The following is a 24,471-nucleotide window of genomic DNA, read 5'->3' on the forward strand; positions in this document are numbered from 1 at the left end:
GGTAACCCCGCGCTCACCCCGCCCAGGGGATCTGTCGATCACTTGTGACAACGCTGGGTGACCGGCTTCACCCCCATGACCCGGCCGCCGCCACGACGATCGCCAGCACCAGCCCGGCTACGCAGACGGCGGTGAGCACGCCGCTCGCCACCGCCCCGTCGGCCGGCCCGGGCCTGCGTCGGCGCCGGGCGCGCGGGGCGTCGCCGCCACCGGACGGGCGCGGCGGGTCGGGCCGCAGGCCCGGGTGGAACGGCGGGAGGGCGTAGGCCGGAGGGTCCTGCGCCGCCCGCCGCCCCTCCCCCGTCCGCCGCTGCCGCCGCGCGCACTCCTCGTACGGCAGGCCCGGGCCGCTCACGCGCGGTGCTCCTGCCGCTGGTGCTGGCGCAGCAGCACGTTCGCGTCGGTCTCCGCGCTGCGGTCGCTCCCGGCGCGGGCGGCCTCCCGGCGTCCGGCCAGCTCCGCGCAGGCCGCGCAGCCCGGCACCGGGCGCGGCGGGCGGCTCATGTCGTCCGGGTCCGGCGGCACGGAACGCGTCCGCTCGTTGGCCGCGCGCACCTCGGCGGCCAGGCGCTCCCGGTCGGTCGCGGGCCGCACGGCGGCGGGGTCGGCCTGCCACTCCCGGCCGCCGCCGACCGGCCGCAGCATCGCGTACGGCCCCGAGCGGTCCCGGTACTCGCCGACCCGGTGGACGGCCGGGTCGTAGAGCAGCGTCCCGGGCTCGTGGGTGGCCGGTTCCGTTCCCATGAATGTGGCTCCTTTTGTGAACTTACGCACGGAATGCGCCAGTTGCAATACTCTGCGTATCCCTGGGTGATACGAGCATGACCCAGCGCGGGAGCGGATACGCCCCGAACGGCCGCTAGTTCCACAGCGGGCGGTCCAAATTCCACAAATTCCACAGCCGGGAGGGCGCGGTGCCGCAGAGGAGGGCGATCACGGGGCGCAGCCAGGAGCCGCGGTTGCGGTTCGCGGAGGAGTTGCGCGAGCTGCGGGCCGAGCGGGGGGTGAGCCTGCGGGCGCTGGCGGAGGTGGTCGGCTGGGACCCGTCCCAGTTCGGCAAGATGGAGAACGGGCAGACACTGGGCGGCCCGGAGGTGGTCCAGGCCCTCGACCAGTACTACGGCACACCGGGGCTGCTGCTCACGCTGTGGGAGCTGGCGGTGGCCGACCCCACGCAGTTCCGTGAGCGGTACCGGCGGTACATGCTGCTGGAGGCGGAGGCGGTGAGTATGTGGCAGTACTCGCCGAGCATCGTGCCCGGGCTGTTGCAGACGCCTGGATACGCCAGCGAGCTGCTCAAGCAGGGCGGCCTGACGGGTGCCGAGTTGGACGCGCAGGTGACGGCCCGAATGGGTCGTCGTGAGGTGCTGCTGACGGACGACGGGCCCCAGTTCCGCGCGATTCTCTCCGAGACGGTGCTGCACAGCCCGCTCCGCGATCCGGCCGAGTGGCAGGGGCAGTTGCGCCATCTCGTGGCAATGGGGCAGCGTCCCAACGTCACCGTCCAGGTTCTGCCGTGTTCGGCGGGCCTGCACGGCCTCACCAACACCCACACCATGTTCCTGCGCGGCCTCGGCGGCCAGACCGTCGCCTGGGTGGAGACCGGCTACTCGGGCGAACTGGTCCAGGAAACACCCGCCGTTGAGCGGCTACAGTCCCGATACGATCGGCTACGCGATTTGGCCCTGCCGCCGGACGAGTCGCGGGTGTTCATCGGCCGGACGTTGGAGGAAGCGCCATGCGAGCCATTGATCTGACCACCGTCACCTGGCGCAAGAGCAGCTACAGCAACCAGGACGGCGGCGAGTGCCTCGAAGTCTCCGACGACCTCCTCCGCACCGCCGACTGGCGCAAGAGCAGCTACAGCAATCAGGACGGCGGAGCCTGCCTGGAGTTCGCCCCCAACATCCCCTCCCTCGTCCCCGTCCGCGACAGCAAGGCACCGGCCCGTGGCGCCCTCCTCTTCGAGGCGGGCGCCTGGGCGGCCTTCGTGGACGGGGTGAAGCGGGAGCGCCTGGGTTAGCCCAGGGTGCGGCCCAGGGCCCACACCACCGGCGCCGCCGCCGCGAGCGGCAGGGCCACGCCGGCCGTGAAGTGGACGAACCGCGACGGATAGTCGTACGCGGCGACCCGGTGGCCGACCAGCGCGCAGACCGCCGCCGCCGCGCCGAGCACCGCGCCCTTCGCGCCGAGGCCGGTCATGCCGCCCACCGCGATGCCGGCTCCGGCGGCGGCCGCCACGGCCACCACCACCGAGGCCACCGTCGGCAGCGGCAGCGCGCGGGCCAGCACGGCCACCGCGACCGCTGCCGCGCCCACCGACACCGCGTCCGGGTCGGCGCCGAGGTAGCCGGTGGCGAGGATCGCCAGCGCGGAGGAGGCGACCGTGGCCATCAGGCCGTACATCCGCTCGTCCGGGGAGGCGTGCGAGCGCAGCTGGAGGACCAGGGAGAGCAGGACCCACAGGCCCAGGGGGCCGAGGATCGCCGCGGGCGCCTGGTCGCGGCCGGCCACGAGGACCGCCGCGTCGGCCGCGAGGCCGCCGAGGAAGGCCAGCGCGATGCCCTGCCGGGCGGGCCACATGCCGTTCAGCCGGAACCAGCCCGCCGCCGTCACCGCCTGGAGCAGCACCAGCGGCACCACCAGGGCGTACGTCCCGACGGCCGCGGTGACCGCGAGCAGCAGGCCGAGCAGCGCGGTGAGCGCCGCGGGCTGCATGCCGGGGTCGATGATCGGCGAGCGGCCCTCCAGCCGGGCCCGCTGGGCGTCGGTGACGCGGGCGTTGCCGCCGATGGTGGCGGGGCCGTAGCCCGGGCCGGACCCGGTCTCCCCGGCGGGCTGCGCGGCGGGCGGCTGCGCGGCGACGGGCTGCGCGGCCGGGGCGGGGCGGGCGTGCGCGGGCGGCTCGTGGTCCTGCGGCGGCAGGTACGCCGGGATCGGGGTGTGGGTCTGCGTCTCCCAGGTCTGGCCCTGCCACTGCTGCGTGGCCTGCGGGTCGTACCCGGCCTGCGCGTACACGTCGTACCCCTGCCCGTCCCACGCCTGCTGCCCCTGCTGCGGCTGCTGGTACGGCTGCTGCTGGTAGGGCTGCTGCCCGTACTGCTGCTGCGGCGGCTGCTGGTAGGCCTGGTGCCCGTACGCGTCGTACGCCCCGGGGGCGCCGTCGTAGGGGCCGTCGTGGGACCTCTCGTGGGTCCCGCCGTCATACGGCTGGTCACTCATCCGTCATCCTCCTGCGAACGGCGGGAGCACCTCGACCGTGCCGCCCTCGGCCAGCCGTACCGTCTCATGCGCGCGGGTGCCCACGGGGTCGCCGTCGACGAGGTAGGAACAGCGCAGCAGGACGCGCGCGAGTTCACCGGGGTGGCTCTCGCGGACCGCGGCGAGCGCCTCGGCGAGCGTGGCCGCCTCGTACGGCTCCTCGGCGACACCGGCCGCGGCCTTCGCGGCGGCCCAGTAGCGCACCGTGACCTTGGGCATCTGGTTCCTCAATCGACGACGGGGACAGTGCTGCCAGGCTAGCCGCACCGGGCGGCGGCCCAGTCGGCGATCCGCTCCACCAGGGCGTCGTCCGCCGCGTGCTCGGCGTGGCCCATGCCGGGCTCGATCCACAGTTCCCCGTGCTCACTGGCGGCCGCCGCGAGCATCCGGGGGTGGTCGAGGGGGAAATAGGCGTCCCGGTCGCCGTGCACCACGAGCAGCGGGGCCGGGGCGACGCGCGAGGCCGCCTCGACCGGGGAGAGCGGGACGGGGTCCCAGTCCCGGTGGTGGATGCGGGTGCGCAGGCCGTAGCGGCCGACCAGCCGGCCCGCGGGGCGGGTGACCACCCAGTGCAGGCGGCGCATGGGCGCGGTGCCCCGGTAGTACCAGCGGGCCGGGGCGCTGACGGCGACCACCGCGTCGGCCGCGCCCGGGTGCAGCGCCGCGTGCCGCAGCACCACCGAGCCGCCCATGGAGAAGCCGACGGTCACCACGCGCGTGTGCCCGAGGCCGCGCGCCCAGCGCACCGCGGCGTCCAGGTCCAGGACCTCCTTGTCGCCGACCGTGGAGCGGCCGCCCGAGGCCCCGTGGCCCCGGAAGGAGAAGGTCACCACCGCCCCGTACCGGGCGAGCACCGCCGCCACCCGTCGAACGTGCGGCCGGTCCGCGTCGCCGGTGAAGCCGTGCGCGACCACGAACACCGGGTGGGCGGCGGGTGGCCGTGAGGTGTCGTATACGACCGCACCCGGGTCGTATACGGAATCGACCGGGACGCCGTCGGTGGTGTGCAGGAACGTCCGCATAGGTACGTTTCTGCTCGTCTCGACATGCGGACGAACGGTGGAACGTGCCACACGACCTGCCGGACCGTTGCTCATGTGGGCTATTCTGCTGGGCAGAGGACTCGGGCAGCGAAGCCCCCGGGTCCTTTTGTGCTTTCGGAAGCGTTGTATACGAAGCGGGAAACCGCGGGTGTACGGGGCCCCGGGATCGCAGAGCAGTGCCGCAATGCACACGTCCTCGCAGGGACCGAGGAGGAACCAGACATATGAGTTCTCTGCTGCTCCTGACCAACGCCCTCCAGCCGTCGACGGAGGTGCTCCCCGCTCTCGGCCTGCTGCTGCACAACGTGCGGGTCGCCCCCGCGGAGGGCCCCGCCCTCGTCGACACCCCGGGCGCCGACGTCATCCTCATTGACGGCCGCCGCGACCTGCCGCAGGTGCGCAGCCTGTGTCAGCTGCTGCGCTCCACCGGGCCCGGCTGCCCGCTCGTCCTGGTCGTCACCGAGGGCGGCCTCGCCGCCGTCACCGCCGACTGGGGCATCGACGACGTCCTGCTCGACACCGCGGGCCCGGCCGAGGTGGAAGCCCGCCTGCGGCTGGCCATGGGCCGCCAGCAGATCGTCAACGACGACTCCCCGATGGAGATCCGCAACGGCGACCTCTCCGTGGACGAGGCCACCTACTCGGCCAAGCTCAAGGGCCGGGTCCTCGACCTCACCTTCAAGGAGTTCGAGCTGCTGAAGTACCTCGCCCAGCACCCGGGCCGGGTCTTCACCCGCGCCCAGCTGCTCCAGGAGGTCTGGGGCTACGACTACTTCGGCGGCACCCGGACCGTCGACGTGCACGTACGGCGGCTGCGGGCCAAGCTCGGCCCCGAGCACGAGTCGCTGATCGGCACGGTGCGCAACGTCGGCTACCGCTTCGTCACCCCGGAGAAGGGCGACCGCGGCGGCGACGAGGCCAAGGCCAAGGCGGCCGCCCGCCCGGTGACGCAGGACGCGGACACGCCGGCCGTGCTGGACACCGCGGAGCTGTCGGCGGAGGTCTAGCCCCCGTCGGCGCCCGTCCGGTGCTCGTCCCGGTGTCCGTCCGGGGCGGGCGTCGCCGCGGCGCATCCACACCTCGATACGCCCTGCCCAGCACGGGTCCATCCGCGTAGACTCCCGCGGGTGGCGAAGGTGACTCGGGATGACGTGGCGCGACTGGCGGGGACTAGCACCGCCGTGGTCAGTTACGTCATCAACAACGGACCCCGGCCGGTCGCCCCGGCCACGCGCGAGCGTGTCCTCGCCGCGATCAAGGAGCTGGGGTACCGGCCCGACCGGGTCGCCCAGGCCATGGCCTCGCGGCGCACGGACCTCATAGGCCTCATCATCCCCGACGCCCGCCAGCCCTTCTTCGGGGAGATGGCGCACGCGGTCGAGCAGGCCGCCTCCGAGCGCGGGAAAATGGTGCTGGTCGGCAACACGGACTACGTCGGCGAGCGCGAGGTGCACTACCTGCGCGCCTTCCTCGGCATGCGCGTCTCCGGGCTGATCCTCGTCTCCCACGCGCTGAACGACCTCGCGGCCGCGGAGATCGAGGCCTGGGACGCCCGGGTGGTGCTGCTGCACGAGCGGCCCGAGGCGATCGACGACGTCGCCGTCGTCACCGACGACCTCGGCGGCGCCCAGCTCGCCGTGCGGCACCTGCTGGAGCACGGGTACGAGTACGTGGCCTGCATGGGCGGCACCGCCGACACCCCGGCCGTCGGCGACCCCGTCTCCGACCACGTCGAGGGGTGGCGGCGGGCCATGGCCGAGGCGGGGCTGTCCACGGAGGGGCGGCTGTACGAGGCGCCGTACAACCGCTACGACGCGTACCGGGTGGCGCTGGAGGTGCTGGCGCGGCCCGAGCGGCCGCCGGCGTTCTTCTGTTCCACCGACGACCAGGCGATCGGGGTGCTGCGGGCGGCGCGGGAGCTGCGGCTCGACGTGCCGGGGCAGCTGGCGGTGGCCGGGTTCGACGACATCAAGGAAGCGGGGCTGGCCGATCCGGCGCTCACCACGGTCGCGTCGGACCGGTCGGCGATGGCCCGGGCCGCGGTGGATCTGGTGCTGGACGACGGGTTGCGGGTGGCGGGGTCCCGGCGGGAGCGGTTGAAGACGTTTCCGTCCCGGTTGGTGGTCCGGAAGTCCTGCGGGTGCGGTTGAGGGCTCGGTTTCGTAGTTCACGGGTGCGGGCCGGTGGGGGCTGGTCGCGCAGTTCCCCGCGCCCCTGACCCTGCGGGCGGCTGGTCGGGTGCGGGCCGGTGGGGGTTGATCGCGCAGTTCCCCGCGCCCCTGACACTGCGGGCGGCTGGTCGGGTGCGGGTCGGTGGGGGCTGGGCGCGCAGTTCCCCGCGCCCCTGACGGCTGGCGCTGCGCGCCTCGCCCCTGCGGGTCCGTGGGGGTTTTGGTGGGGTTCTCAGGGTGGGCTCAGGAAGCTCTCATGGTTGCGGGACATGCTCAGTGGCATGAGCGACAGCTTCCGCCGCAGCGGCGAGTACGAGAACCCCCAGGGGGACACCTACCAGTACGCCTCCGCTCCCGTGAACCCGGAGTGGCCGCCGCCGCCGGCGTACCGGCCGGTGACCGCCGAGCCCGTGGCCGTGCCGCGCAGGCGGCGCGGGCGGGGGCCCGTCGGTCTGCTGGCCGCGGTGGCGGTCGTGGCGGCGGCGGTCGGTGGCGGCACCGCCTACGCCTTCCAGGAGCTGGCCGGCAAGGACACCGTCGTCTCCAGCACCACCACCAACGTGGTGCCCTCCAGCAAGAAGGGCGACGTCGCCGCGATCGCCGCCGCGGTCAGCCCGAGCGTCGTCGAGGTGAACGCGACCCTCAGCAACGGCTCGTCCACCGGCTCCGGCGTGATCATCACCTCCGGCGGCGAGATCGTCACCAACAACCACGTCATCGCCGGCGCGTCTTCGGTGAAGGTCACCACCAGCAACGGCACGTCGTACACCGCGGAGGTGGTCGGCACCGACAGCTCCAAGGACCTCGCGCTGCTGAAGCTGGACGGCGCCTCCGGCCTCAAGCCCGCCACCCTCGGCAACTCCGACGGCGTGCAGGTCGGCGACACGGTCGTGGCGATCGGCTCGCCCGAGGGCCTGACCGGCACCGTCACCAGCGGCATCGTCTCCGCGCTCGACCGCGACGTCACCGTCTCCACCGACGAGGGACAGAGCCAGGGCCAGGGCCAGGGCGACGGGCAGTGGCCGTTCCAGTTCGGCGGGCAGCAGTTCAACGGCGACACCGGCTCGTCCACCACCACCTACAAGGCGATCCAGACCGACGCGTCCCTGAACCCGGGCAACTCCGGCGGCGCGCTGTTCGACGCCGCGGGCGACGTCGTCGGCATCAACTCCGCGATGTACGCGTCGAGCGCGCAGGCCTCGTCGTCCTCCGACGCGGGCAGCGTGGGCCTCGGCTTCGCCATCCCCGTCAACACCGTCAAGTCCGACCTGGCCAAGCTGCGGGCGGGCTCCACCAGCTAGCGGACCGTGCTCGGGGGAGTCACGAGGAGTAAGGAGTACGTCATGATCAACCAGGTTTCGCACTCCACGGCCGGTGACCGTCCGGCCGACCTGTCCCTGGCCATCGCCGTCGCCCGCGAGCTGCACGCCGCGGCCCCGCCGCGCCCGGCGGCCCGCGCCCCCGAGGCCGTGGCCGTCCCCGAGCTGATGGGCCTGCGCACCTCCGCCGCCCGCACGCACCGCCACAAGGTGCCGCTGAAGCGCCTGTCCACCGTCTGCGGCTGAGCGGACGTGCGACGCTGAAAGGCGTCCTGCCCCGACCCACCGCACCCCGAGGAACCGCGAGCCATGAGTCCCGCCGAAGGCGACCGTGAACCCCAGCGCATCCTGATCGTCGACGACGAGCCCGCCGTACGCGAAGCCCTCCAGCGCAGCCTCGCCTTCGAGGGCTACGGCACCGAGGTCGCGGTCGACGGCGCGGACGCCCTGGAGAAGGCCACCCTCTACCAGCCCGACCTGGTCGTCCTGGACATCCAGATGCCGCGGATGGACGGACTCACCGCCGCCCGGCGCATCCGCGGCGCCGGGGACACCACCCCGATCCTGATGCTGACGGCCCGCGACACGGTGGGCGACCGGGTGACCGGGCTGGACGCCGGGGCGGACGACTACCTGGTCAAGCCGTTCGAGCTGGACGAGCTGTTCGCCCGGGTCCGCGCCCTGCTGCGGCGCAGCTCCTACGCGGCGGCGGCCGGTGTCGGCGCCGCCGGCCAGGACGACGCGCTCACCTTCGGCGACCTGCGCATGGACCTCTCCACCCGCGAGGTCACCCGGGCCGGACGGCAGGTGGAGCTGACCCGCACCGAGTTCACGCTGCTGGAGATGTTCATGGCCCACCCGCGCCAGGTCCTCACCCGCGAGCAGATCCTGAAGGCCGTGTGGGGCTTCGACTTCGAGCCCTCCTCCAACTCCCTCGACGTCTACGTCATGTACCTGCGCCGCAAGACCGAGGCGGGCGGCGAACCGCGCCTCGTGCACACCGTCCGGGGCGTCGGCTACGTCCTGCGGCAGGGCGGCGCCGAGTGAGCAGGCTCGGCCGCCGGTTCCGGGCGCTGCCCATCCGGGCCCGGCTGTCGATGCTGGTCGCGGCCGCGGTGGCGTTCGCGGTGGCGGCGGTGTCGGTGACCTGCTGGTTCATCGTGCAGGGCAAGCTGTACGACCAGGTCAACGACGAGCTGAAGAAGGCCGCCGTCATCCCCCGGCCGCAGCAGGAGGCGCAGATCAACGACGCCCTGGCCACCTGCACGCAGACCCCGCAGCCGAACTTCCGCGGCGGGGTGCGCACCAGCTACTCCCAGGTCGTCCAGGCCGACGGCACCACCTGCCTGTTCACCACCTCCGTGGGCCGGATCAAGGTCACCCAGGCCGACCTGGACGTCGTCAAGCACGCGACCGAGCCCGACCCGCACGGCATCCTGCGCAACGGCAGCGACGCGGACGGCGCCGAGGTACGGGTGCTGACCCTGCCGCTCGTCTTCACCAGCCGGATGACGGGCGAGACCACCACCGGCGTCTACATGGCGGCCGTCCCGCTCAAGGGCACCGAGAACACGCTCAACGACCTCGCGCTCATCCTGCTCCTGGTCTCCGGCATCGGAGTGCTGGGCGCCGGGGCCGCCGGACTGGCGGTCGCCCGGGCCGGACTGCGGCCCGTCGACAAGCTCACCGAGGCGGTCGAGCACGTCGCCCGCACCGAGGACCTGACCATCCGCATCCCGGTCGCGGACGAGAGCGAGGACGAGATCGCCCGGCTCTCCCGCTCCTTCAACTCGATGACGTCCTCCCTGGCCAGCTCGCGCGACCTCCAGCAGCAGCTGATCGCCGACGCCGGCCACGAGCTGCGCACCCCGCTCACCTCCCTGCGGACCAACATCGAGCTGCTCACCCGCAGCGAGGAGACCGGCCGCCCGATCCCGCCCGCGGACCGCAAGGCGCTGCTGGCCTCGGTGAAGGCCCAGATGACCGAGCTGGGCGCGCTGATCGGCGACCTCCAGGAGCTGTCCCGCTCGGAGGGCCAGCGCGGTGAGCGCGTGCAGGTCGTGGCGCTCCAGGACACGGTCGAGGCGGCCCTGCGCCGGGCCCGGCTGCGCGGCCCGGAGCTGACGATCACCGCGGACCTGGACCCCTGGTACGTGCGCGCGGAACCGTCGGCGCTCGAGCGCGCGGTCGTCAACATCCTCGACAACGCGGTGAAGTTCAGCCCCGACGGCGGCACGGTCGAGGTGCTGCTGGCGGACGGCGTGCTGACGGTCCGCGACCACGGGCCCGGCATCCCCGCCGACGAACTGCCCTACGTCTTCGACCGCTTCTGGCGCTCCCCCAGCGCCCGCGCGCTGCCCGGCTCGGGCCTCGGCCTGTCGATCGTGGCCCGCACGGTGCAGCAGGCGGGCGGCGAGGTGACCCTGGCCCGCGCGGAGGGCGGCGGCACGGTGGCGACCGTACGGCTGCCCGGTGCGCCCGTCCCGCCGCCGGACCAGGGCCGGCCCGAGTGACACGCCCCTGACCAGGGCCCGCGCACGTGACGCGCCCCCGAGCCGGCTGCTCGGGGGCGCGCGGTCACACCGGTGTCAGCCCGTGACGGTGATGCGGTTCGCGGCCGGCGGGGCGAGCGGCGCCGCCGGGGAGGAGACGGCCGTCAGGTACGACTCCAGCGCGGCGAGGTCGTCCCCGCCGACGACGTCGTTCGTGCCCTGGCCGAGGGTGGTGAAGCCGTCGCCGCCGCCCGCGAGGAAGCTGTTGGTGGCGACGCGGTAGGTGGCGGCCGGGTCGATGGGCGCGCCGCCCAGCCGGATGGACGCGGTGACCACGCGGTCCGCGCCCGACTTGGTCATGTCCAGCGTGTAGGTCAGCCCGGCGGACGGCTGGAGGATCTTCGGCGCCGCCTCATTGGGACCGCTGACCTGCTCCTTCAGCACCTGCACCAGCTGGGCGCCGGTGAAGTCCTGGAGGTTGACGGTGTTGGCGAACGGCTGCACGGTGAAGCCCTCGGCGTAGGTCACCACGCCATCGCCCTCGGCGCCCTTGGCCGCGTAGGTCAGCCCGGCCCGCACCCCGCCGGGGTTCATCAGCGCCAGGCTGGTGCGCGCGTCCAGCTTCCTGCCGTAGGCCAGCTGGGCGTCGGCGATCAGGTCGCCCATCGGGGACTCGGTGCCGGTGTTGCCGATGTCGGCGGAGATGTAGCCGATCGGCCGGTTGCCGATGGGCGCGGCCAGGGTGTTCCACTTCGCGATCAGCGCGGTCATGTCCGGTGCCTTGGCGACGTCCCGGGTGACCACGTGGTTCGCGGACTTCACGGCCGTGCGGGCGATGTCCCCGGTGAAGCGGTCGTAGGTCAGCGTGGTGTCGGTGTAGAGGCGGCCGAAGGAGGCCGCGGAGGTGACCATGCGGGGCCGGCCCGCCGGGTCCGGGACCGTGCAGACGTACGCGTTGTGCGTGTGCCCGGTGACCAGGGCGTCCACCGCCGGGGTGACGTTCTTGGCGATGTCCACGATCGGGCCGGACAGGCCGCCGCCCGGGCCCGGGGAGTCGCAGTCGTAGTTGTAGGCCCCGGAGGCCGGGTAGCCGCCCTCGTGGACGAGCGCCACGATCGACTGCACGCCCTGGCGCTGGAGCACCTTGGCGTACTTGTTGATCGTCTCGACCTCGTCCTTGAAGGCGAGGCCCTTGACGCCGTCCGCCGAGACGATGTTCGGCGTGCCCTCCAGCGTGACGCCGATGAAGCCGATCCGGACGTCCTTCTTCTTCCACACCCAGTAGGGCTTCAGGATCGGCTGGTGCGTCCGTTCGTCCAGGACGTTGGCCGCCAGGTACGGGAAGTCGGCGCCGCGGAACGCGGTGTCGCCGTAGCAGCCGTCGGTGGGGTGGCAGCCGCCGTTCTGGAGCCGGGCCAGCTCCGTGGCGCCCTCGTCGAACTCGTGGTTGCCGACGGAGGTGACGTCCAGCTTCAGCTTGCCGAGCGCCTCGACGGTGGGCTCGTCGTGGAACAGTCCCGACAGCAGCGGAGAGGCGCCGACCATGTCACCGGCGGCCGCGGTGACGGAGTACGGGTGGCCCGCGCGGGCCGTGCGCAGGTGGGTGGCGAGGTACTCGACGCCGCCCGCGTCGACCGTCTTCGACGTACCGTCCGGCTGGAGTTCGCTGACCCGGCCGGAGGAGCCGGACGGCGGCTCCAGGTTGCCGTGCAGGTCGTTGAAGGACAGCAGCTGGACGTCCTGGTAGCGGCCGGGGTGCCGGTGCCCGCCGCCCCGGCCGTCGTGCGCGTCGGCCGGCAGGGCCGCGGTCAGCGCGGCTGCCGTGGCGAGGCCGGCGGCCGCCGCGAGGAGACCGTAGCGCCGGCGTCCGGTGCGCCGGTCGGGACGAGGTGTGGTCGGCATGCGCTCCCCTGTGGGTCGGCTGTGGCCAGTGGCCCGTTCGCGGCGCAGCCTAAGGTCAACGCGCGTAGCGCGACAGGGGGTTCGGGGTTACATCCTGATTTCCCTTCGGCGCCGCCGCCGCTCCCGCCACCTGCTCCGGCACTGCCGCCGCATCGCCGGAGCCCGCCGTACCCTCGTACGCATGACCAGCGACGACACGGCACGGCCCCTTCCGTCCCGCTCCATCCAGACCTACGCCGAACTCGCCCCGGACCGGGCCGGGGCCGTGCTCGGGCTGCTCGACGAGGCCGCCCGCGGCGACGGGCGGCAGCCGGTCTCCGAACAGGGCCGCATCCGGCTGCGCGGCGGCCCGCGCGACGGCGTCTCGCACCTGCTGCTCTCCCTCGGCACCGAACTCGTCGGCTACGCGCAGCTGGAGGACACCGACCCGGTCGAGGCACCGGCCGCCGAACTGGTCGTCGCCCCGGCGCACCGCGGGCACGGGCACGGGCGGGCCCTGGGCGCGGCGCTGCTGGCCGCCTCCGGCAAGCGGCTGCGGGTGTGGGCGCACGGCGGGCATCCCGCCGCCCGGCACCTCGCCCAGGTGCTCGGGCTGACCCTGTTCCGCGAACTGCGCCAGATGCGGCGGCCGTTGGCAGGCCTGGAGCTGCCCGAGCCCGAGCTGCCCGAGGGCGTCACCGTGCGGACGTTCGTACCCGGCAAGGACGACGCGGCCTGGCTCGCCGTCAACGCCGCCGCCTTCGCCCACCACCCCGAGCAGGGCTCGCTGACCCAGCGCGACCTCGACGACCGCAGGGGCGAGCCGTGGTTCGACCCGGCCGGCTTCTTCCTCGCCGAGCGCGCGGGCGAGCTGATCGGCTTCCACTGGACCAAGGTGCACGCGGCCGAGCGGCTCGGCGAGGTGTACGTCGTCGGCGTCCGGCCCGGCGAGCAGGGCGGCGGCCTCGGCAGGGCCCTGACCACGATCGGCCTGCGCCACCTGGCCGGACAGGGCCTGCCGACCGCGATGCTCTACGTCGACGCCGACAACACCGCGGCGGTCTCGGTGTACGAGCGGCTGGGCTTCACCGTCCACGAGACGGACCTGATGTACCGCACCGAGACCTGACCTGCCCCGCCCGGCCCGCACGGCCCGCACGGCGGGCGGCCGGGACACGGAACGCGGACGGCCGTTTCCCCGTCTATGGCGGGGGCGGGGTCCCGTACGCCTCTTCCACGGGGGGAGGGGCGTACGGGACCTCCACCGACCGGTTCCCGCCGGGGGCGCGGGCGCCGGCGTACGGGGCCGACGTACGGGGCGGCGACGTACGGATCGCCGCTTTCGCCCTGCTCCCGGGCCCCCGCCCGCCCGCGCGGCCGGTCCCGGAACGTCCGGGATCCACTCCCCGCTGTCTCGCACGTCATGTCGCCGTAACCGCTGATTCAGCCGGGCTTGCGACGCTCGGCCAATGAAGCCCGCCGCGCCACAGCCTTCGCCACCCCCCACGGGGCGCCCGGGGAACGGGACCCTGTCGCTGCCACCCGCACGTTCCGACGCGCCCGCCGGGCCGGTGGCGCGGAACAATGGGGTCATGAGCCAGCCAGACGCCCAGGCCAAGGTCCAGCACGCGCAGCCCTCCGTGGGCTCCATCGCCGCGCACCGCCCGCACACCGTGGCGGCCGTGGTGTCCGACCTGGAACCCGACATCGACTCCGACCTCGACGCCTACGACGAGTCGCGGGCCGACGGGGTCCAGCTCCCGCAGGGCCGGTTCCTCGACCGGGAGCGCAGCTGGCTCGCGTTCAACGAACGGGTCCTGGAGCTGGCCGAGGACCCGGACACCCCGCTGCTCGAACGCGCCAACTTCCTGGCGATCTTCGCCAGCAACCTGGACGAGTTCTTCATGGTCCGGGTCGCCGGCCTGAAGCGCCGTATCGCCACCGGCGTCGCCACCCGCTCCGCCTCCGGCCTCCAGCCGCGCGAGGTGCTGGAGATGATCTGGGCCCGCTCCCGCGAGCTGATGGCCCGGCACGCCGCCTGCTACCACGAGGACGTCGCCCCCGCGCTGGCGGAGGAGGGCATCCACCTGGTCCGCTGGAACGAGCTGACCGAGAAGGAGCAGGCCCGCCTCTTCACGCTGTTCCGGCACCAGATCTTCCCGGTCCTCACGCCCCTGGCCGTCGACCCCGCCCACCCCTTCCCGTACATCTCCGGCCTCTCCCTGAACCTGGCCGTGATCGTGCGCAACCCCGTCAGCGGCCACCGGCACTTCGCCCGCGTGAAGGTGCCGCCGCTGCTGTCGCGGTTCCTGGAGGCCACCCCGGGCCGGTACGTCCCCCTCGAGGACGTCATCGCCGCGCACCTGGAGGAGCTGTTCCCGGGCATGGAGGTGCTGGAGAGCCACGCCTTCCGGCTCACCCGCAACGAGGACCTCGAGGTCGAGGAGGACGACACCGAGAACCTGCTCCAGGCGCTGGAGAAGGAACTCATGCGGCGCCGCTTCGGGCCCCCGGTGCGGCTGGAGGTCGAGGAGTCCATCGACCGCGAGGTGCTGGACCTGCTGGTGCGCGAGCTGAAGATCAGCGAGGCCGAGGTGTACCCGCTGCCGGGCCCCCTGGACCTCACCGGCCTCTTCCGCATCCACAGCCTCGACCGGCCGGAGCTGAAGTACCCCAAGTTCATCGCGGGCACCCACCGCGACCTCGCCGAGGTGGAGTCCGCCTCGGCGCCGGACATCTTCGCCGCGCTGCGCAGCCGCGACGTGCTGCTGCACCACCCCTACGACAGCTTCTCCACCTCCGTGCAGGCCTTCCTGGAGCAGGCCGCCGCCGACCCGGACGTCCTGGCGATCAAGCAGACTCTGTACCGCACCTCCGGCGACTCCCCGATAGTCGACGCCCTCATCGACGCCGCCGAGTCCGGCAAGCAGGTGCTCGTCCTGGTCGAGATCAAGGCCCGCTTCGACGAGCACGCCAACATCAAGTGGGCCCGCAAGCTGGAGGAGGCCGGCTGCCACGTGGTGTACGGCCTCGTCGGCCTCAAGACCCACTGCAAGCTGTCCCTGGTGGTCCGCCAGGAGGGCGAGACGCTGCGCCGCTACAGCCACGTCGGCACCGGCAACTACCACCCCAAGACCGCCCGCCTCTACGAGGACCTCGGGCTGCTCACCGCCGACCCCCAGGTCGGCGCCGACCTGTCGGACCTGTTCAACCGGCTCTCCGGCTACTCCCGCCGGGAGACCTACCGCCGGCTGCTGGTCGCCCCCAAGATGCTGCGGGACGGTCTCGTCGCCCGCATCGACAAGGAAGCCCAGCACCACCGCGCGGGCCGGCCGGCGTTCATCCGCATCAAGGTCAACTCCATGGTCGACGAGGCGGTCATCGACGCCCTCTACCGCGCCGCCCAGGCCGGCGTGCCGGTGGACGTGTGGGTGCGCGGCATCTGCGCGCTGCGGCCCGGGGTACCGGGGCTGTCGGAGCACATCCGCGTCCGCTCCATCCTCGGCCGCTTCCTCGAACACTCCCGGCTGTTCGCCTTCGGCAACGGCGGCGAGCCCGAGGTGTGGTTCGGCAGCGCCGACATGATGCACCGCAACCTCGACCGCCGCATCGAGGCCCTGGTCCGGGTCACCGACCCGGCACACCGGGCCAGCCTGATCCGGCTGCTGGAGACCGGCATGTCCGACTCCACCGCGTCCTGGCACCTGGGCCCCGACGGCGAGTGGACCAGGCACGCGACCGACGCGGACGGACAGCCCCTGCGCAATGTCCAGGAGATGCTCATAGACGCCCGGAGGCGCCGGCGTGGCACAGCGACACCTTGACCCGACGGACCCGGCGGCCGGGGCGGTGGTGAGCGGGGAGTCCCTCGCCGGGTACCTGCGCGCCCAGGCCACGGAGTTCCTGCGCGCCCTGCGGCTGCACCGGGAGACCGGCGGCGACGGCGGCGGCCCCGCCCGGGCCAGGGCGCGCGCCGGAGAGGTCCGCGCGGGGGAGGCCGGCGGCACCCGGGAGTCGGCCGACGCGGCGCGCGCCCTGCGCCGCTCGGCCCGCCGCATCAGCGGCAGCCTGCACACCTTCCGGCCGCTGCTGGACGCCGACTGGTCCGAGCAGATCCGCCCCGAACTGGCCTGGTTGTCCGGCACCCTCGGCCTGGAACACGCCTACGAGTCCCGGCTGGAGCGCCTGCTGGTGGCCCTGCACCGGCTGTCCGGCTCGACGGCCTTCCCGGTCCAGGCGGCCGACCCGGCGCCCGGTACCGGGCCCGCCGGGGGCGGCTCGGGCGGGGGCGCGGGGGCGCGGACCCGCCCGGCGGCCGGTGCGGAGCGCGGCACCCTCACCGTCGGCGCGGTGAAGGCGGGCGCCCTGCTGGAGCGCCAGCTCACCCTGGCCCGGACCCGGGCCCACTCCACCGCCCTCCAGGCCCTCGGCTCCAGCCGCTTCCACGCGGTCGCCGACAAGATCGCGTTACTCGCCAGCGAGGTCCCGCTCGCCCCGGCCGCCGGCGCCGACCCGCACTCCCTGGCCACCGCGGCCGAGGACCGGCTCACCGCCGCCGTCACCGCCCTGCCGCTGCTCACCGCCGGACACCCGTACAACGCGGAGGCCCTGGTCCACGGCCTGTCCCCGGACCCCGCCCCGCACCCCCAGGACGGCCCCTGGCACCAGGTCCGGCTGCTGCTGCGCCTGCACCGCTACGCCCGCGAGGCCCTGCACCCGGCCGGCGTCCCGGTGGACGTCCGCCTGCGCGCGGCCGGGCAGGCCCTGGACCGGCACCGGGACGCCTCGGAGGCGGCCACGGCGGCGGCCCAGGCGGCCCGCACCCCGCGCATCGCCCCCGCGACCGCCTACGCCCTCGGCGTGCTCCACGCCGACCAGCGGCACGAGGTCGAGGCGGCCAGGTTCGCCTTCCAGCAGGCGTGGCAGAAGGAGACGGTCAGCGCGTCCTGACCCCTACCGAGGAGGCGGTGGACCACCGTGACGGACAAGGACGGCACTCCCGTCGAGGCCGCGGGCTGCGTGCTGTGGCGCCACTCACCGGCCGACGGCCGGCTGGAGATCTGCCTGGTCCACCGACCCAGGTACGACGACTGGTCCCACCCGAAGGGCAAGCTCCAACGGGGCGAGGACGCCCTGGCCGGGGCGCTGCGCGAGGTGGCGGAGGAGACCGGGTACACGGCCGCGCCCGGCGGCGCGCTGCCCACCGCGCGGTACGAGGCCGACGGCCGCCCCAAGCGGGTGCGCTACTGGGCGGGCGAGGCCGTCGCGGGCGGCTTCGTGCCCAACGACGAGGTCGACCGCGTCCTGTGGCTGTCCCCGGAGGCCGCGCGCGACCGGCTGACCCGGCCGCAGGACCGGGACCTGGTCGACGCCCTGCTCCGGCTGCCCGCCCCGCCGCCGGACGAGGACCGGACACCGCCCGGCCCGGCACCGGCCGGCTGAGGGGGCCCGCCGCCCCCGCCGGTCCGCCGCGGCCTACCCGTCCGCCGCGTGCCCCTCCGCGTCCGTGCGGGCCTGGCTGCGGGCCCGGCGGGCCGGACCCCGCCAGCCGCAGACACAGCGGGCCACGCAGAAGCGGCCCTGCTCGCTCGTCGTCGTCACGTGTTCCCGCCCCTGCCGGACCCGGTCCGTACCGTCCTGCTGCGCCACACCCGGAACGGTACCCAGCCCGGGGGCGAAGCCCGCATCCGGCCGCCCGGGCTCCGAGACGGCCGCACCGGCGCGTGACGGCGCACCCCCGACCGTCGTTGACACCACGACGGGTGCCCGTGACGGACGTACCGGCTGGGGGTAGGCAGGCGATGGAGCGGCGGCAGCACACACGCGCGGGCGGGACGGCCGTCGTCGCGGGGATGACGGTGATCGCGGTCGGCCTCGGGCTCGGCGCCACGGGCTGCGCGGGCAGCGGAGCCGCCGCCGAGGACGCGCGCGGCGCCGGCGACCCGGTGGCCGCCCTGCGCGGCGCCGCCGACACCCTGCGCGGCGCGGGCACGTCCAAGGCCACCACCTCCATGGAGATGGCCACCGGCGGCACCCGCATCACCATCCGCGGCAGGGGCGTCTACGACTTCCGGCGCCGCCTCGGACACCTCACGGTCCTGCTGCCCGAGGACCCCGCGGGCACGGCCGAGCACCGCCCGATCACCGAACTGCTCGCCCCCGGCGCTTTGTACATGAAGAACCGGGGCGCCGGGGTGCCCGCCGACAAGTGGGTCCGGGTGGAGACGGCGACCCTCTCCGACGGCAACCTGGTGACCGGCGGCGCGACCGACCCGTACGCGGCCGCCGAGCTGCTGCGCGGGACGCGCGACGCGGCCTACCTGGGCCGCACCGAGGTCGGCGGCACCCCGGTACGGCACTACCGGGGCACGGCCGACCTGGCCGCGGCCGCCCGCTCGGCCGCACCGGGCGACCGGGAGTCGCTGGCCGCGGCGGCGAAAGGGTTCGCCACGGCCCGGGTGCCGTTCGACGCCTACCTCGACGACCAGGGCCGTGTGCGCAAGCTGCGCCAGCGCTTCAGCTTCGTCAACGGCCGCCGAAAAGCCGCCGTCGCGGTCGCCTCCACCACCCTGCTCTACGGCTTCGGCACCCCCGCCGACGTCCGCCTGCCGCGTGCGCGGGACATCTACGCCGGGCGCATCGCCGAGAACCAGCCGGAGAACTAGCCGGTAACCCATGCGGGAACTAGCCCGTCCGTGCCATGCGCGGTATGTGGGGCGCTACCTACTCTAGGAAGCCGGTGACGGCAGAGACGAGGTGACGCACGTGGCTCCGGTCGGCGGTACGGCAGTTCAGGACCACGTGGCGCTCGCCGAGATCGAACTGTGCGGAGAGCTGATCATCGCGGCCTCGGCGGCCGAGGACCGGCTCAGCATGGAGAGCATCGACGAGGTGCTGCGCGTGGCCGAGGAACGCGACCCGCGCGGACGCCGCACCGGCTGAGACCGGCCATTCGCCAGGTGCGCGGCCGTTCCGCCCGGGTGCGCCCCCTGCTCAGGTGCGCAGGAGCCGGCCGATCGCCTTCGTGGCCTCGTCGACCTTCGCGTCGATCTCGTCGCCGCCCTGGAGGGCCGCGTCGGCGACGCAGTGCCGCAGGTGCTCCTCCAGCAGCTGGAGGGCGAAGGACTGCAGCGCCTTGGTCGAGGCGGAGACCTGCGTGAGTATGTCGATGCAGTACGTGTCCTCCTCGACCATCCGCTGAAGGCCCCTGATCTGGCCCTCGATCCGGCGCAGCCGCTTGAGGTGCTCGTCCTTCTGCTTGTGGTAGCCGTGCGTGGCGCCGGCCTCGGTGGTCGTCATCGCGGGCCTCCGGGAAGGGACGGGCAGCGAACGCATACCCCTGGTGGGTATATGGTAACGAACTTCGCGGGGTAGGCGGTCGTTGGTACGCCCCCGTGCTGATCATCTTGACCGATGGGCGACACTGGGGGACGGCCCATTAGCCGTGGCCGGATGATGCGCCTAGCATCAGCCTGACCGAAACCGAAGCACCCCGAGGACCCCACGTGCGCTTTCGTCTGACCCCCAGGGAGACGAGCTTCTACGACATGTTCGCCGCGTCCGCGGACAACATCGTCACGGGCTCGAAACTCCTCATGGAACTGCTCGGAGCGGACTCCTCCGCCCGGGCCGAGATCGCAGAGCGTATGCGGGCCGCCGAACACGCGGGTGACGACGCCACGCACGCGATCTTCCACCAGTTGAACTCCTCGTTCATCACTCCGTTCGACCGCGAGGACATCTACAACCTCGCCTCGTCGCTCGACGACATCATGGACTTCATGGAAGAGGCCGTCGACCTGGTCGTCCTCTACAACGTGGAGGAGCTGCCCAAGGGCGTCGAGCAGCAGATCGAGGTGCTGGCGCGGGCCGCCGAGCTGACCGCCGAGGCCATGCCGAACCTGCGCACGATGGACAACCTCACCGAGTACTGGATCGAGGTCAACCGGCTGGAGAACCAGGCCGACCAGATCCACCGCAAGCTGCTCGCCACGCTCTTCAACGGCAAGTTCGAGGCCATCGAGGTGCTGAAGCTGAAGCAGATCGTGGACGTGCTGGAAGAGGCGGCGGACGCGTTCGAGCACGTGGCGAACACGGTGGAGACCATCGCCGTCAAGGAGTCCTGAGGCGTCGATGGACACCTTCGCCCTGATCGCGACCGTCGCGGTCGCGCTCTTCTTCACGTACACCAACGGTTTTCACGACTCCGCCAACGCGATCGCCACCTCGGTGTCGACGCGGGCGCTGACCCCGCGGGCGGCGCTGGCCATGGCCGCGGTCATGAACCTGGCGGGTGCCTTCCTGGGCTCCGGGGTGGCCAAGACGGTCAGCGAGGGGCTCATCGAGACCCCGAGCGGCTCGACCGGCATGGCCATCCTCTTCGCGGCGCTGGTCGGCGCGATCGTCTGGAACCTGGTCACCTGGTACTTCGGCCTGCCCTCCTCGTCCTCCCACGCGCTGTTCGGCGGCATGGTGGGCGCGGCGCTGGCGGGCGGCACGGACGTGCTGTGGAACGGCGTGCTCGACAAGGTCGTCATCCCGATGTTCCTGTCGCCGGTCGTCGGCATCATCGTCGGCTACCTGATGATGACGGCGATCATGTGGCTGTTCCGCCGGTCGAACCCGCACAAGGCCAAGCGGGGCTTCCGCATAGCGCAGACCGTCTCCGCGGCCGCCATGGCCCTCGGTCACGGCCTCCAGGACGCCCAGAAGACCATGGGTGTGGTGGTGCTGGCCCTGGTCATCTCCGGCCACGAGACCTTCGGCGACCCGATCCCGGTCTGGGTGAAGATCGTCTGCGCGATGATGCTGTCGCTGGGCACCTACGCCGGTGGCTGGCGGATCATGCGCACCCTGGGCCGCAAGATCATCGAGCTGGACCCGCCGCAGGGCTTCGCGGCGGAGACGACCGGCGCCTCGATCATGTTCACCACGGCGTTCCTGTTCAAGGCGCCCATCTCCACCACCCACGTGATCACGTCGGCCATCATGGGCGTCGGCGCCACGAAGCGGGTGAACGCGGTGCGCTGGGGCGTGGCCAAGAACATCGTCCTGGGCTGGTTCATCACCATGCCGGCCGCGGCCCTGGTCGCCGCCCTGGCCTTCGGCCTGCTCAAGCTGACGATCCTGTGAGCCGCTGAGCCGGCTCCCGCCCGGTGAAACGCGATGGGCCCGCCCCTGGGGATCAGGGGCGGGCCCTTCGCGTCCTCGCGGTGGCACCGCCATGCAGCACCGCGAGGGGTCAAGGGGGGCGGGCGGGATCTAACCGAAGCGGCCGGAGATGTAGTCCTCCGTGGCCTGGACCGACGGGTTGGAGAAGATCCGCTCCGTGTCGTCGATCTCGATCAGCCTGCCGGGCCGGCCGACCGCCGAGAGGTTGAAGAACGCCGTACGGTCCGAGACGCGGGCCGCCTGCTGCATGTTGTGCGTCACGATGACGATCGTGAAGCGCTCCTTCAGCTCCCCGATCAGGTCCTCGATGGCGAGCGTGGAGATCGGGTCGAGCGCCGAGCAGGGCTCGTCCATGAGCAGTACGTTGGGCTCGACCGCGATGGCGCGGGCGATGCACAGCCGCTGCTGCTGGCCGCCGGACAGCCCCGAGCCGGGCTTGTTCAGCCGGTCCTTGACCTCGTTCCAGAGGTTGGCGCCCCGCAGCGACTTCTCCACGATGTCGCCCAGCTCGGACTTCTTGTAGTTGCCGTTCAGGCGCAGGCCCGCCGCCACGTTGTCGAAGATCGACATGGTCGGGAAGGGGTTGGGGCGCTGGAAGACCATGCCCACCTCGCGCCGCACCGACACCGGGTCGATGCCGGCGCCGTACAGGTCCTCGTCGTCCAGCAGGACCTTGCCCTCGACGCGGCCGCCGGTCGTGACCTCGTGCATGCGGTTCAGCGTGCGCAGGAACGTCGACTTGCCGCAGCCGGAGGGGCCGATGAACGCCGTCACCGAGCGCGGCTCGACCGTCATCGAGATGTCTTCTATCGCCTTGTGGGACCCGTAGTAGGCGGTCAGCCCGCTTACGTCGATTCGCTTGGCCATGATGTCTGCTTCACTTCCGATACGTGGTGGTCGGTCGCCGGTGGGCCGCTCGGGCGGCGGCGGCCGCGAGGTGCCGCTCAGCGACCGGCCTTGGGGGCCTTCCAGCGGGCGATGGAACGGGCCACCAGGTTGAGGATCATCACGAAGGCGATCAGCGTCAGCGAGGCGGCCCAGGCCCGGTCGTAGGCCGCGTTGGCGCCCGCGCTCTGCGAGTACTGCTGGTAGATGTACAGCGGCAGCGACGCCTGCGCCCCTTCGAAGGGGTTGTTGTTGATGAAGGGGTTGCCGAACACCAGCAGCAGCACCGGGGCGGTCTCGCCCGCGATCCGGGCGACGGCCAGCATGACGCCGGTGGTGATGCCGCCGATGGAGGTCGGCAGGACCACCTTCAGGATGGTCCGCCACTTCGGCACGCCCAGCGCCAGCGAGGCCTCCCGCAGCTCGTTCGGGACGAGCTTGAGCATCTCCTCGGTGGAGCGCACCACGACCGGCATCATCAGGATGGCCAGCGCCAGCGAACCGGCGAAGCCGAACGGCTCCATCTTGAAGATCAGCATCAGGCTGAGGATGAACAGGCCCGCGACGATCGACGGGATGCCGGTCATCACGTCGACGAAGAAGGTGACCGCCCGGGAGAGGTTGCCGCGCCCGTACTCCACCAGGTAGATCGCGGTGAGGATGCCGACCGGGGCGCCGATCAGGGTCGCGAGGCCGACCTGCTCCACGCTGCCGACGATGGCGGCGTAGATGCCGCCGCCCGGCTCGGAGTCGGCGACGACGCCCATGGAGTGGGTGAGGAAGTAGACGTCGAGGACCTTCACGCCGCGCGAGACGGTCGTCCACAGCAGGGACACCAGTGGGATCACGGCGAGCAGGAAGGCGACCCAGACCAGGGAGGTGGCGACGCGGTCCTTGGCCTGGCGGCGGCCCTCGACGCGGGCGGCGACGGCGTAGGTGCCGAGCACGAACAGGATCGCGGCGATCAGGCCCCACTGCACCTTGTTGCCCAGGCCGGCGACCAGCCCGATGCCGGCCGCGACGACCAGGGAGCCGCCGGCGAGCGCCCACGGGGCCCAGGCCGGCAGGGTCGCCCCGCGCAGCGTGCTGGGCCGCTTCTCGGGGAGGACTGCGGTGCTCATGCGTTGGCTCCCGAGTACTCCTTGCGGCGGGCGATGATCGCTCGGGCCGCTCCGTTGACCAGCAGGGTGATGACGAAGAGCACCAGACCGGAGGCGATCAGCGCGTCCCGGCCCTGCTCGGTGGCCTCCCCGAACTTGCTGGCGATGTTCTGGGCGAAGGTGCCGCCGCCCGGGTCGAGCAGGCTGGCCTGGATGTCGAAGGTCGGGGAGAGCACGGTGGCCACGGCCATGGTCTCGCCGAGGGCGCGGCCCAGGCCCAGCATCGAGGCGGAGATCACGCCGGAGCGGCCGAAGGGCAGCACCGCCATGCGGACGACCTCCCAGCGGGTGGCGCCGAGGGCCAGCGCGGCCTCCTCGTGCATCTGCGGCACCTGCCGGAAGACCTCACGGCTGACGTTGGTGATCACGGGCAGGATCATCACCGCGAGCAGGATGCCGACGGTCAGCATGGCGCGGGGCGCGCCGCCGTCCCAGGAGAAGACGCCGGTCCAGCCGAGGTAGCGGTCCAGCCAGCCGTACAGGCCCGTCATGTGCGGTACGAGGACCAAGGCGCCCCACAGGCCGTACACGATGGACGGCACGGCGGCGAGCAGGTCGATCACCCAGGCGATGGGACCGCTCAGCCGGCGCGGGGCGTAGTGGGTGAGGAACAGCGCGATGGCGACGGCGATCGGGACCGCGACGACCATGGCGATCACCGAGGAGACCACCGTGCCGAAGGCCAGCACCGCGATGCCGAAGACCGGCGGGGTGAGGTTGGTGTTCCACTCGAAGGTGGTGAGGAAGTTGCCGTGGTCCCGGCCTATCGCGAGCGAGGCGCGGTAGGCGAGGAAGACCGCTATCGCGGCCATGACCACCAGCAGCAGGATGCCCGAGCCGCGGGAGAGGCCCAGGAAGATGCGGTCGCCGGGGCGGGTCGCGCCGCGGGCCTCGCGCCTGTGCTCGGCCTCGGCGGGCCGGGATGTCGGTGGGGGTGCGTCTGTCGTCTGCGTCGTCATGTCCATCGGGTTCTCCGGTCTGCGGAGCCGCCGGGTGGGCGGCTCGGTGGAGCCCTCCCGCTGCGGACGGGCGCGGCTCCGGGCGGCGGTGCACCGGACGGTGCGGCCCGGCCCCGGACGGGACCGGGC

Annotated in this window: 27 protein-coding genes; 16 read left to right on the top strand and 11 right to left on the bottom strand. The window is 73.0% G+C overall.

The genetic code is table 11. The features are described from left to right. Positions 1 to 67 precede the first annotated feature (67 nt). A complete protein-coding gene (locus tag ACZ6CZ_RS17810) occupies positions 68 to 355 on the bottom strand; it encodes a hypothetical protein (protein WP_469021495.1) in 288 nt (95 codons plus the stop codon). Next, positions 352 to 744, bottom strand: a complete 393-nt coding sequence (locus tag ACZ6CZ_RS17815; RefSeq protein WP_469021498.1) for a hypothetical protein — start codon at positions 742 to 744, stop codon at positions 352 to 354. The genes ACZ6CZ_RS17810 and ACZ6CZ_RS17815 overlap by 4 nt, the downstream gene beginning before the upstream one ends. A gap of 170 nt (positions 745 to 914) precedes the next feature. Between ACZ6CZ_RS17815 and ACZ6CZ_RS17820 the strand changes: the two genes are divergently transcribed. Next, entirely contained in the window at positions 915 to 1,757 is an 843-nt protein-coding gene (locus tag ACZ6CZ_RS17820) for a helix-turn-helix domain-containing protein (RefSeq protein ID WP_469021501.1), read from the top strand. Continuing rightward, positions 1,739 to 2,023 carry a DUF397 domain-containing protein gene (locus ACZ6CZ_RS17825; protein WP_469021504.1) on the top strand — a complete coding sequence of 95 codons (285 nt, stop codon included), beginning with the start codon at positions 1,739 to 1,741 and terminating at the stop codon, positions 2,021 to 2,023. The genes ACZ6CZ_RS17820 and ACZ6CZ_RS17825 overlap by 19 nt, the downstream gene beginning before the upstream one ends. Here the strand turns inward: ACZ6CZ_RS17825 and ACZ6CZ_RS17830 are convergent. The 3 genes from ACZ6CZ_RS17830 to ACZ6CZ_RS17840 are packed head-to-tail and all read right to left on the bottom strand — an operon-like array spanning position 2,020 to position 4,358. Continuing rightward, complete coding sequence (locus ACZ6CZ_RS17830) at positions 2,020 to 3,222, bottom strand: hypothetical protein (RefSeq protein WP_469021507.1); 1,203 nt, start codon at positions 3,220 to 3,222, stop codon at positions 2,020 to 2,022. The genes ACZ6CZ_RS17825 and ACZ6CZ_RS17830 overlap by 4 nt on opposite strands. Before the next feature lie 3 nt (positions 3,223 to 3,225). Beyond that, positions 3,226 to 3,480 carry a MoaD/ThiS family protein gene (locus tag ACZ6CZ_RS17835; RefSeq protein ID WP_469021511.1) on the bottom strand — a complete coding sequence of 85 codons (255 nt, stop codon included), beginning with the start codon at positions 3,478 to 3,480 and terminating at the stop codon, positions 3,226 to 3,228. Positions 3,481 to 3,518: 38 nt separating this feature from the next. Further along, entirely contained in the window at positions 3,519 to 4,358 is an 840-nt protein-coding gene (locus tag ACZ6CZ_RS17840; protein WP_469021514.1) for an alpha/beta hydrolase, read from the bottom strand. A gap of 170 nt (positions 4,359 to 4,528) precedes the next feature. Between ACZ6CZ_RS17840 and ACZ6CZ_RS17845 the strand changes: the two genes are divergently transcribed. From ACZ6CZ_RS17845 to ACZ6CZ_RS17870, 6 genes are all read left to right on the top strand, one after another. After that, positions 4,529 to 5,311: a winged helix-turn-helix transcriptional regulator gene (locus ACZ6CZ_RS17845; protein ID WP_469021517.1), complete on the top strand. Its 783-nt coding sequence runs from the start codon at positions 4,529 to 4,531 to the stop codon at positions 5,309 to 5,311. 120 nt (positions 5,312 to 5,431) lie between these two features. Beyond that, positions 5,432 to 6,454, top strand: coding sequence for a LacI family DNA-binding transcriptional regulator (locus ACZ6CZ_RS17850; protein WP_469021520.1), 1,023 nt, complete (start codon positions 5,432 to 5,434; stop codon positions 6,452 to 6,454). A gap of 302 nt (positions 6,455 to 6,756) precedes the next feature. Beyond that, the gene (locus ACZ6CZ_RS17855; RefSeq protein WP_469021523.1) at positions 6,757 to 7,776 is read left to right on the top strand and encodes a S1C family serine protease; all 1,020 of its coding nucleotides are present in this window, start codon (positions 6,757 to 6,759) and stop codon (positions 7,774 to 7,776) included. A gap of 42 nt (positions 7,777 to 7,818) precedes the next feature. After that, positions 7,819 to 8,040: a hypothetical protein gene (locus ACZ6CZ_RS17860; protein ID WP_469021525.1), complete on the top strand. Its 222-nt coding sequence runs from the start codon at positions 7,819 to 7,821 to the stop codon at positions 8,038 to 8,040. 63 nt (positions 8,041 to 8,103) lie between these two features. Then, positions 8,104 to 8,841, top strand: coding sequence for a response regulator transcription factor (locus tag ACZ6CZ_RS17865; RefSeq protein WP_469021527.1), 738 nt, complete (start codon positions 8,104 to 8,106; stop codon positions 8,839 to 8,841). Next, complete coding sequence (locus tag ACZ6CZ_RS17870; protein WP_469021530.1) at positions 8,838 to 10,307, top strand: HAMP domain-containing sensor histidine kinase; 1,470 nt, start codon at positions 8,838 to 8,840, stop codon at positions 10,305 to 10,307. Before ACZ6CZ_RS17865 ends, ACZ6CZ_RS17870 begins: the two co-directional genes overlap by 4 nt. Positions 10,308 to 10,382: 75 nt before the next feature. On the opposite strand, the gene ACZ6CZ_RS17875 is transcribed toward ACZ6CZ_RS17870, so the two are convergent. Then, positions 10,383 to 12,188, bottom strand: a complete 1,806-nt coding sequence (locus tag ACZ6CZ_RS17875) for a bifunctional metallophosphatase/5'-nucleotidase (protein ID WP_469021532.1) — start codon at positions 12,186 to 12,188, stop codon at positions 10,383 to 10,385. Between the two features lie 181 nt (positions 12,189 to 12,369). On the opposite strand from ACZ6CZ_RS17875, the gene mshD reads away from it, so the two are divergent. From mshD to ACZ6CZ_RS17895, 4 genes are all read left to right on the top strand, one after another. Continuing rightward, positions 12,370 to 13,296: a mycothiol synthase gene (gene mshD, locus ACZ6CZ_RS17880; RefSeq protein WP_469021535.1), complete on the top strand. Its 927-nt coding sequence runs from the start codon at positions 12,370 to 12,372 to the stop codon at positions 13,294 to 13,296. A gap of 340 nt (positions 13,297 to 13,636) precedes the next feature. Continuing rightward, on the top strand, positions 13,637 to 15,991 hold the full coding sequence (locus ACZ6CZ_RS17885) for an RNA degradosome polyphosphate kinase (protein ID WP_469021537.1): 2,355 nt from the start codon (positions 13,637 to 13,639) through the stop codon (positions 15,989 to 15,991). After that, complete coding sequence (locus ACZ6CZ_RS17890; RefSeq protein WP_469021539.1) at positions 15,972 to 17,117, top strand: CHAD domain-containing protein; 1,146 nt, start codon at positions 15,972 to 15,974, stop codon at positions 17,115 to 17,117. The genes ACZ6CZ_RS17885 and ACZ6CZ_RS17890 overlap by 20 nt, the downstream gene beginning before the upstream one ends. Positions 17,118 to 17,144: 27 nt before the next feature. Continuing rightward, complete coding sequence (locus ACZ6CZ_RS17895; protein WP_469021544.1) at positions 17,145 to 17,609, top strand: NUDIX hydrolase; 465 nt, start codon at positions 17,145 to 17,147, stop codon at positions 17,607 to 17,609. A 33-nt stretch (positions 17,610 to 17,642) separates the two neighbouring features. On the opposite strand, the gene ACZ6CZ_RS17900 is transcribed toward ACZ6CZ_RS17895, so the two are convergent. Next, entirely contained in the window at positions 17,643 to 17,816 is a 174-nt protein-coding gene (locus ACZ6CZ_RS17900) for a hypothetical protein (RefSeq protein ID WP_469021547.1), read from the bottom strand. 152 nt (positions 17,817 to 17,968) lie between these two features. Between ACZ6CZ_RS17900 and ACZ6CZ_RS17905 the strand changes: the two genes are divergently transcribed. Together ACZ6CZ_RS17905 and ACZ6CZ_RS17910 are read left to right on the top strand one after the other, a co-directional pair. Beyond that, positions 17,969 to 18,832 carry an SCO4651 family lipoprotein gene (locus ACZ6CZ_RS17905; protein WP_469021550.1) on the top strand — a complete coding sequence of 288 codons (864 nt, stop codon included), beginning with the start codon at positions 17,969 to 17,971 and terminating at the stop codon, positions 18,830 to 18,832. A gap of 91 nt (positions 18,833 to 18,923) precedes the next feature. Then, positions 18,924 to 19,109, top strand: a complete 186-nt coding sequence (locus tag ACZ6CZ_RS17910) for a hypothetical protein (protein WP_469021553.1) — start codon at positions 18,924 to 18,926, stop codon at positions 19,107 to 19,109. Positions 19,110 to 19,160: 51 nt separating this feature from the next. Here ACZ6CZ_RS17910 and ACZ6CZ_RS17915 read toward each other — a convergent pair whose 3' ends face one another. Then, positions 19,161 to 19,466, bottom strand: coding sequence for a metal-sensitive transcriptional regulator (locus ACZ6CZ_RS17915; protein WP_362163275.1), 306 nt, complete (start codon positions 19,464 to 19,466; stop codon positions 19,161 to 19,163). 206 nt (positions 19,467 to 19,672) lie between these two features. Here ACZ6CZ_RS17915 and ACZ6CZ_RS17920 point away from each other — a divergent pair, with 206 nt between their 5' ends. Continuing rightward, positions 19,673 to 20,293, top strand: a complete 621-nt coding sequence (locus tag ACZ6CZ_RS17920; protein ID WP_469021559.1) for a DUF47 domain-containing protein — start codon at positions 19,673 to 19,675, stop codon at positions 20,291 to 20,293. A 7-nt stretch (positions 20,294 to 20,300) separates the two neighbouring features. Next, positions 20,301 to 21,299: an inorganic phosphate transporter gene (locus ACZ6CZ_RS17925; protein ID WP_469021561.1), complete on the top strand. Its 999-nt coding sequence runs from the start codon at positions 20,301 to 20,303 to the stop codon at positions 21,297 to 21,299. Between the two features lie 129 nt (positions 21,300 to 21,428). Here ACZ6CZ_RS17925 and pstB read toward each other — a convergent pair whose 3' ends face one another. The 3 genes from pstB to pstC form a co-directional block, all read right to left on the bottom strand. Next, complete coding sequence (gene pstB, locus ACZ6CZ_RS17930; protein WP_469021564.1) at positions 21,429 to 22,205, bottom strand: phosphate ABC transporter ATP-binding protein PstB; 777 nt, start codon at positions 22,203 to 22,205, stop codon at positions 21,429 to 21,431. A 77-nt stretch (positions 22,206 to 22,282) separates the two neighbouring features. Continuing rightward, entirely contained in the window at positions 22,283 to 23,344 is a 1,062-nt protein-coding gene (gene pstA / locus ACZ6CZ_RS17935; protein WP_469021566.1) for a phosphate ABC transporter permease PstA, read from the bottom strand. After that, positions 23,341 to 24,348 (bottom strand): phosphate ABC transporter permease subunit PstC, encoded by a 1,008-nt coding sequence (gene pstC / locus ACZ6CZ_RS17940; protein ID WP_469021568.1) that lies wholly within the window; start codon positions 24,346 to 24,348, stop codon positions 23,341 to 23,343. Before pstC ends, pstA begins: the two co-directional genes overlap by 4 nt. Positions 24,349 to 24,471 lie beyond the last annotated feature (123 nt).

The organism is Streptomyces sp. NPDC041135 (assembly GCF_055592085.1).